At 62.3% G+C, this 8,170-nt stretch carries 7 protein-coding genes and 1 pseudogene; all 8 read left to right on the forward strand.

Annotated elements, in window-relative coordinates:
• Window positions 1-901 (forward strand): annotated as a pseudogene (locus EN969_RS08090) (peptidase M17); the annotation flags it as partial.
• 52 nt (window positions 902-953) lie between these two features.
• Window positions 954-1,859 (forward strand): proline iminopeptidase-family hydrolase, encoded by a 906-nt coding sequence (locus tag EN969_RS08095; RefSeq protein ID WP_027161573.1) that lies wholly within the window; start codon window positions 954-956, stop codon window positions 1,857-1,859.
• 18 nt (window positions 1,860-1,877) lie between these two features.
• Complete coding sequence (locus EN969_RS08100; protein WP_024503325.1) at window positions 1,878-3,539, forward strand: ABC transporter substrate-binding protein; 1,662 nt, start codon at window positions 1,878-1,880, stop codon at window positions 3,537-3,539.
• Between the two features lie 39 nt (window positions 3,540-3,578).
• Window positions 3,579-4,595, forward strand: coding sequence for an ABC transporter permease (locus tag EN969_RS08105; protein ID WP_063167981.1), 1,017 nt, complete (start codon window positions 3,579-3,581; stop codon window positions 4,593-4,595).
• Entirely contained in the window at window positions 4,595-5,566 is a 972-nt protein-coding gene (locus tag EN969_RS08110) for an ABC transporter permease (protein WP_013531725.1), read from the forward strand. The genes EN969_RS08105 and EN969_RS08110 overlap by 1 nt, the downstream gene beginning before the upstream one ends.
• Entirely contained in the window at window positions 5,563-6,522 is a 960-nt protein-coding gene (locus EN969_RS08115) for an ABC transporter ATP-binding protein (protein WP_024503324.1), read from the forward strand. The genes EN969_RS08110 and EN969_RS08115 overlap by 4 nt, the downstream gene beginning before the upstream one ends.
• A gap of 8 nt (window positions 6,523-6,530) precedes the next feature.
• Window positions 6,531-7,517, forward strand: a complete 987-nt coding sequence (locus EN969_RS08120; RefSeq protein WP_013531723.1) for a dipeptide ABC transporter ATP-binding protein — start codon at window positions 6,531-6,533, stop codon at window positions 7,515-7,517.
• A 140-nt stretch (window positions 7,518-7,657) separates the two neighbouring features.
• Window positions 7,658-7,960 carry a DUF982 domain-containing protein gene (locus tag EN969_RS08125; protein ID WP_024503323.1) on the forward strand — a complete coding sequence of 101 codons (303 nt, stop codon included), beginning with the start codon at window positions 7,658-7,660 and terminating at the stop codon, window positions 7,958-7,960.
• The last annotated feature ends 210 nt before the right edge of the window (window positions 7,961-8,170 follow it).

Genomic DNA, 8,170 nt, shown 5'->3' on the forward strand with positions numbered 1-8,170 from the left:
CGATCATCTTGAGCCCCTGCTTGAAGCCGGCATCGACATCGAAATGCTTGATGCCGCGCAACTGAAGGAGCTCGGCATGACCGCGCTTCTTGCTGTCGGATCGGGCTCGGCGCGCCCGCCGCGGGTCGCTGTCCTGCGCTACCGGGGCAAGGGTGCTCCCGCCCAACCACTCGCTTTCGTCGGCAAGGGCGTCTGCTTCGATTCGGGCGGCCTCTGCATCAAGGGCGGAGCGCAGATGTTCGACATGAAAGCCGACATGGGCGGAGCGGCCGCTGTGGTCGGCCTGCTGATCGCACTCGCCCGGCAAGGCAGCCCGGTACACGTTGTCGGTGTTCTCGGCATTGCGGAGAACATGCCATCCGGCACGGCGCTCAAACCGCGCGACATCATCACGACGGCGTCCGGACAGACAGTGGAAGTGTTCGACACGGATGCGGAGGGACGCCTGCTTCTGGCCGACTGCCTCCACTATGCAGCCACGCGCTTCAACCCTTTAGTGATCGTCGATCTGGCAACGCTGACCTATTCGGTGACGCGTGGGTTGGGGTCGATATTCGCCGGCCTGTTCAGCACCGACGATGCCATCGCGTCACAGATGATCGCGGCCGGAGAAACGGTCGGCGAGCGGTTCTGGCGGCTGCCGCTCGATCGGGCCTACGACGAGGGCCTGCAATCGCCGTTCGCGGACCTGCGGCATCATGCCAAGGATATGGAAGATGGCGATGCTCCCTATGCCGCAGCCTTCCTGCGCCATTTCACGGAAGATCGCCCCTGGGTGCATCTCGACATCGCCAGCAAGGAACTGACCGACACCGATCGGCCGCTCGGCAGGCAAGGTGCCACGGCATTTGGCGTGCAGATGCTGGAAGAGTGGGTGCAGGTCACCCGTAACATGAGTTAGGCGCCTGCCGCCGCGGACGATAAAAGTACCTTCAATCGCACTGGGAATTGGGATGTCATCTGAGATCATCGGCATGGAAGGACGGGCCGCTTTTGGCGCCTACGAGACCTGGTATCGGGTCAGTGGCGAACTCGGCGGCGAAAAGGCGCCTGTGGTGATCCTGCATGGCGGCCCGGGCGTCGCTCACAACTATGTCGATGCCTACAAGCTTCTTGCGCGAAGGGATCGCGCCGTCATCCACTACGACCAGTTGGGCTGCGGCAATTCCACCTTGCTGCCTGAGAAAGGCGCCGATTTCTGGACACCTGGGCTGTTCATCGACGAGCTTGAAAACCTCGTCGACCACCTCGGCATTCGGACAGGCTTCCACGTGCTCGGCCAGAGCTGGGGCGGTATGCTGGGCGCCGAATATGCCGTGACGCGGCCGCAAGGCCTGAAATCGCTGACCATAGCCAACTCACCGGCGTCCATGAAACTGTGGGTCGAAGAGGCCAACCGGTTGCGTGCGGATCTGCCCGCGGATGTGCAGGAGACCCTGACCCGACACGAACAGGCCGGCACGACGGACGATGCGGCTTACCAGGCTGCGACGATGGTGTTCTACGAGCGGCATGTCTGCCGGGTCGTGCCTTTCCCGCCCGAAGTCACGGAAAGTTTCGCCCAGGTCGTGCGCAATCCGACCGTCTATAATCTGATGAATGGGCCAAACGAGTTCCATGTCATCGGAACGCTGAGGAACTGGAGCATCGTCGAGCGCCTGCCGGCCATCGATGTTCCCACACTGATCATCTCCGGACGTCACGACGAGGCCACGCCCGCGACCGTGCAGCCCTACAAGGACGGCATCAAGGGGTCTCGCTGGGAGATATTCGAGCATTCCAGCCACATGCCGCATGTCGAAGAGCAAGATGCGTGCATGCGGGTGGTGGGAGACTTCCTGGACCACAACGATAACTGAAAAAAGGGGAATCAAGACATGAAGAAACTGCTTCTGGCGGCAACAGCCGCGGCATTGCTGGCCGGTACATGGCTGGCCCCGGCACAGGCCGAATATCTCAAGGAGCACCGAGGCGGCACCATCCGCCTGCTGGCCCGCTCCGCGGCCGGAACGCTCGATCCGCACATCAATTACACGGACCAGGGCTGGCAGATGTACCAGCCGATCTATGACGGCCTGGTGGCCTTCCGCAAGGCCGAGGGCATGGACGGTTTCACCATCGTCCCCGATCTGGCCGAGGCCCTGCCGCAGGTCAGCAATGACGGCAAGACCTTCACCTTCAAGCTGCGCAAGGGCATCAAGTTCTCCAGCGGCCAGGATCTTGGCGTGAAGGACGTCGTCGCTTCTTTCCAGCGCATCTTCAAGGTTTCCGGACCCACCTCCGGCACGTTCTATGCCGGCATCGTCGGGGCGGACAAATGCCTGGCCGACACCAAGAGCTGCACGCTGGAAGGCGGCGTTGTCGGCGACGAAGCGGCCGGCACCATCACCATCAACATCACCAAGCCGGATGCCGAGCTGCTCTACAAGCTTGCCTTGCCGCATGCCGTGGTCCTGCCGGCGGACACGCCCGCTGAAGACATGGGTTCCAAGCCCATTCCCAGCACCGGCGCGTACATGATCTCCGCCTTCGACCCGAACAAGGGCATGACGGTTTCCCGCAACCCCAATTTCAAGCAGTGGAGCGAAGAAGCCCAGCCGGACGGCTATCCGGATGTCGTCCAATATGATTTCGGCCTGTCCGAAGAGGCAGCCGTCACCGCGATCCAGAACGGCGAAGCGGACTGGATGTTCGACGCTCTGCCGAGCGACCGCCTGGGCGAACTGGGCAGCAAGTCCATGGACCAGCTGCACATCTCGCCGCTTTCGGCTTGGTGGTACGCGCCGCTGAACAACCGTCTCGCACCCTTCGACAACGAAAAAGCCCGCCAGGCCGTTGCCTATGCGATCGATCGCAACACGCTGGTCAAGCTGTTCGGCGGCAAGGTGCTGGCCTCGCCGGTCTGCCAGGTCCTGCCTCCGGACTTCCCCGGGCATGAAGACTATTGTCCCTTCACCAAGAACCCGGGCGCCAAATGGTCGGCTCCTGATCTCGACAAGGCAAAGCAGCTCGTTGAGGACTCCGGCACCAAGGGCCAGAAGGTGACGATCATCGTCGAGGACACCGCCATTTCGCGCTCCATCGGCGTCTATCTGCAGAGCGTGCTGACCAGCATCGGCTATGTCGCCGACGTCAAGCCGATCTCGTCGAACATCCAGTTCACCTACATCCAGAACACCAACAACAAGGTGCAGATGTCCGTCACCCAGTGGTACAAGGACTATCCGGCGGCTTCGGACTTCCTGAACATCCTGTTCAGCTGCGCCTCCTTCCGCGAAGGTTCGGACGCCTCGATCAACATCGCCGGCTTCTGCGACAAGGAAATCGACGCCAAGATGCAAAAGGCATTGGACCTCGGCGTCACCGATCAGAAAGCCGCCGATAAAATGTGGGCTGAAATCGACAGGCAAGTCACCGACAAGGCACCTGCGGTCGGCCTCTTTACGCCGAAGCGGCTAGACTTCGTCAGCAAACGTCTTGGCAATTTCAAGTTCAACAGGCAGTTCAACTGGATGATCACCCAATCCTGGGTACAATAATGGCCTGGGTGCAGTAACGAACCGCGGAGGGGCACGTCCGTGTCGAACGTAGCTGTCGCCGCGCCGCGCAAGACGCGAGGGCCCTGGGCCGTCGCGTTTGCGAAGCTGGCAAGGGACAGGGCCGCCATGGCGTCGCTGGCCGTGTTCCTCCTCATCGTCCTTGCCTGCCTCAGTGCGCCTCTTTATGCGAAATGGGCAGGCGTGGACCCCTTCGCCTCGACGCTCGACGCCGTCATCCAGATCGACGGTGCCGACGTTCCGGTGATGGAACAATCGACGGAGGGGCTCGGGCTTGGCTACACACCGCTCGGCCCGACCTGGCGGCTGGGCAATTATTTCCTCGGCGCCGACAGCCAGGGGCGCGATGTCATGGCCAGGATGCTCTATGGCGGGCTGAGCTCGTTGCTGATCTCCGGAGCAGCAACCATCTTCACCCTGATCCTGGGCACGGCGGCGGGATTGATCGCCGGCTATTTCGGCGGCGTCACCGACACGGTGCTGTCGCGCTTCCTCGACATACTGTGGGCGTTCCCCATTTATCTGCTGGCGATTTCGCTCTCCATCGTCACCATCGCGCATGGCATCACGATAGGACCGATCCAGATCGAGTCCGGCAGTCTGTGGCTGCCTGTCATCATCATCGGTATCGTCTACGTGCCCTATGTGGCTCGTCCGATACGCGGGCAGGTTCTGGCACTGCGCAAAAGCGAATTCGTGCTCGCCGCGATCAATCTGGGCGTGCCGGGGTGGCGCATCCTGTGGCGCGACATCCTGCCCAACGTCACCACGACGCTGATCGTCTTCGTGCCGCTGATGATGGCGCTGAACATGCTTACGGAATCAGCCCTTTCCTTCCTTTCGATCGGCGTGCAGCCGCCGGCCGCGAGCTGGGGCACCATCATCCAGGACGGACAGGCGCTGCTCTACACCAGGCCACTGGTGGCGCTGGTGCCGGGCCTGGCGATCGCGGTTTCCGTCATGGCGCTCAATGTCTTCGGCGACGGTCTGCGCGACGCGCTCGACCCGCGCTCCAAGGTTCGGCTGGGGCGCGACTGATGATCTACGCAATCCTGCGCCGGTTCGGCCAGATGCTGTTCGTGATGTTCGGCATCTCGGTCATCGTCTTCCTGATTTTCTTCGCAACGCCGGGCTCCGATCCGGCGGCGCGCATCGCCGGCCGCAATGCATCGCCCGAAGTGCTGGAGGCGGTACGCCACAGCTTCGGCTTCGACCGGCCGCTCTACGTGCAATATGTGACGATGATGGAGAAGATCTTCGTCACCGGCGATCTGACCTCCTTCGTCAATCGTGGCTGGAAGGTGGTGCCGGCGGTCATGGATTCGATCCCGGTCACGCTCTCGCTGGTGTTCGGAGCGGCGATCCTGTGGGTGGTCGTCTCCATCATCATCGGCATCGCCGCCGCCGCCACGCGCGGCAGCTGGCTGGATAAGCTGCTGATGGCGCTAGGGCTGCTCGGTATTTCGATGCCGGTGTACTGGTTGGGCGAGGTGATGAACCTGATCACCCAGAGCCGCTACCACGACAGCTGGGCGTTCTCCTGGGTGCCGCCGCTCGGCTACAAGAACTTCTCCGACGATCCAAAGGGCTGGTTCCTGACCCTGGTCATTCCGTGGATCACGCTGTCCATTCTCTACATCGGCATTTATGGGCGCGTGCTGCGCGCGGCGATCATCGAATCCCTGCAGGAGGACTATATCCGTACGGCCCGGGCCAAGGGCCTGTCGGAGACCCGCATCCTGCTGCGCCATGCCTTGCGCACGTCGCTCATCGCCTTCGTCACCTTGTTCGGCCTGGATTTCGGTGCGCTGGTCGGAGGCTCGGCCCTGCTGACGGAGGTGGTGTTCGGGCTGCACGGCATCGGCAAGCTCACTTATGACGCGCTGCAGAATCTCGATCTGCCGATGATCATGGCAACGGTGATGTACGCTTCGATGTTCGTGGTTGTTGCCAATGCGGTGGTCGATTTCGTCTACATCCTTCTCGATCCGCGCCTGAGGACATCATGATACTGTCGGTGCGCGACCTCAAAGTATCCTTCCGCACAAATGATGGCCTGGTGCGGGCCATCGATGGCGTTTCCTTCGACCTCGAGGAGAGCGAGATCCTCGGCGTCGTCGGTGAGTCCGGTTCCGGCAAGACCGTGTCGCTGCTGGCCGTCATGGGTCTGATCACCGATCCCAACGCCACCATCGAAGGCTCGATCCGTTACAAGGGCCGCGAACTGGTGGGACTGCCCGCGCGCGAACTGAGGCGGCTGCGCGGCAACGAGATCGCGATGATCTTCCAGGATCCGATGACCGCGTTGACGCCTGTCTACACGATCGGCTGGCAGATCGCCGAACAGATCCGCGCGCATCGCAACATCAGCAAGTCCAAGGCGATGGAGCGCGTGGAGGAATTGCTGGCCGAGGTGAATTTTCCGAACCCGCACGAGGCGATGTCGCGCTACCCGCACCAACTGTCCGGCGGCATGCGTCAACGGGCGGTGATCGCAATGGCTTTGTCCTGCAATCCGGCGTTGCTGGTGGCTGACGAACCGACCACGGCGCTCGACGTCACCGTACAGGCCGGCATTCTCGATCTGGTGCGCAAGCTGCGCGCGACGCACAAGTCGGCGGTGGTCTTCATCACGCATGACATGGGCGTGGTCTCCGAACTCGCCGACCGGGTCATGGTCATGTATGCCGGCCGCGTGGTGGAGCGCGGCAGTCGCGCGGAGCTGTTTTCCGATCCGCGACACCCCTATACGCGCGCGCTGCTCGGTTCGATCCCGCCGCTGACCGGCGAAAAACCACGCCGCCTGCCGGCCATTCCCGGTTCGCCGCCGTCATTGCTGCGATTGCCGCAGGGCTGTGCGTTCGGTCCGCGGTGCCCGGTTCACTATGAGCCCTGCGAGGCCGGCAAACCCGACCTCGGGAGCGGCACTCATGCCGCGGCGTGCTTCAGGGTGGCACAGGCATGAGCGGATCGATGACCGACAAGAATCGCCCCATTATCGAGACGCGTTCGCTGGGCAAGCGCTTTTCGATCGGCAGCCGTTTTTCCGCCGAAGGCAAGCGAACCGTTCATGCGGTCGACAATGTTTCCCTGACCGTGTGGCGCGGCGAGACGGTCGGCCTGGTCGGCGAATCCGGATGCGGCAAGTCCACGCTGGCGCGCTGCCTGGTGAGGCTCTACGACATATCGGACGGCGAGCTTTTGTTCGAAGGCAACGATATCACCTCGAAGTCGCTGTCCGAACTCAGGCCGCTCCGGCGCCGCTTGCAAATGGTTTTCCAGGATCCGTCGGCATCGCTCAATCCGCGCCGGCGCGTCGGCGACCTGGTGGCCGAGCCGCTGCGCATCCATGGCAGGCTCTCGTCGAGCGAGATCACCAGACGCGTGGCGGAACTGTTCGACCTTGTCGGCCTGCTGCCGGATCACGTCATGCGGTTTCCGCACGAATTTTCCGGCGGGCAACGCCAGCGCGTCGGCATCGCGCGGGCTATTGCATTGAACCCGGACCTCGTGGTCCTGGACGAACCCGTCTCCGCGCTCGACGTGTCGGTGCAGGCGCAAATCGTCAACCTGCTTGCCGATCTGCAGGAGAAGCTCAATCTCACTTACATCTTCATCGCCCACGACCTGTCGGTGGTACGTCAGGTTTCAACCCGCATAGCGGTCATGTATCTCGGCTCGATCGTCGAAGAAGGGCCGGCGGAAGAAGTGTTTGCAGCACCGGCCCATCCCTATAGCCAGGCGCTGATCTCGGCGGTTCCTATCGTGGAGACGACGCCCAGCGGGACGCGCAAGCGCATCATCCTCACCGGCGACGTACCGAGCCCTCTGAACCCTCCAACCGGCTGCCGTTTCCATCCCCGATGCCCGATCGCGGCGGAGCGCTGCCGTTCGGAGCGGCCGCAGTTGCGGGAATACCGACCCGGTCGCAAAGTCGCCTGCCACTTTCCGACGATGTAGGCGACACTCACCACCGCACAGGTGATCGCCTTCGCCTGACAGATTTCTCAAAAAATTCCATTTTTTGGCTGGAACCAACCGGCTGTTGGTGCGTTTGGTGGGGTTCGATCGAGCGCATTGCGGTCGACCGGGAGGAAACGATGGATCAATTGCATTTCTTTTCGCCCGTGCGGATTTCGCGCGGGCAAGGACACCCTGCGGAAGAAATCGATAGTGTTGCCGAAGCCATGATGTTCTTGCGGAAATGGCCAACGGGACGGCGCGGTCCGGTTTATCAGTGCGCGCTGAACTGTTGCTCGGCCGCCTTGTCGGGCCAGATGTCGGCCGAGGAAGCAAGGAAAGCGTTCACCGGCTTTGCCCGCATCACGCGCCTTCTCGACGATGACATGGCTTTGCCGGTAGGCGGCGAAGGCAAGGCAAGCGTGCACGCATTGCGGCGATAGGCTGTTGTCCTGACGGTCCTACAAGGTCTCGCGCTGCAGCGGCGCGGGGATCTCGTTGTGCAATGCGCTCCGGGATGGGGCCTCGAAAGTTCGTCCTACATGGCGCACTTTCACAGCGGACGGTCGTCGTTCATGCTTACTTCAGTCACGAGCTTGCGGCGAAGCGCCATGGTGTAGTCGTCTGGCCCCTTCGGCGTCATGACGAAGGCC

The sequence above is a fragment of the Mesorhizobium sp. M7A.F.Ca.CA.003.01.2.1 genome, from assembly GCF_003998945.1.
In the GTDB taxonomy this organism is placed as follows: domain Bacteria; phylum Pseudomonadota; class Alphaproteobacteria; order Rhizobiales; family Rhizobiaceae; genus Mesorhizobium; species Mesorhizobium ciceri.

Coding starts and splice junctions, on each gene's coding strand:
- EN969_RS08095 (WP_027161573.1), top strand. CDS start 954: ATGTCATCTGAGATCATCGGCATGGAAGGACGGGCCGCTTTTGGCGCC.
- EN969_RS08100 (WP_024503325.1), top strand. CDS start 1,878: ATGAAGAAACTGCTTCTGGCGGCAACAGCCGCGGCATTGCTGGCCGGT.
- EN969_RS08110 (WP_013531725.1), top strand. CDS start 4,595: ATGATCTACGCAATCCTGCGCCGGTTCGGCCAGATGCTGTTCGTGATG.
- EN969_RS08115 (WP_024503324.1), top strand. CDS start 5,563: ATGATACTGTCGGTGCGCGACCTCAAAGTATCCTTCCGCACAAATGAT.
- EN969_RS08120 (WP_013531723.1), top strand. CDS start 6,531: ATGACCGACAAGAATCGCCCCATTATCGAGACGCGTTCGCTGGGCAAG.
- EN969_RS08125 (WP_024503323.1), top strand. CDS start 7,658: ATGGATCAATTGCATTTCTTTTCGCCCGTGCGGATTTCGCGCGGGCAA.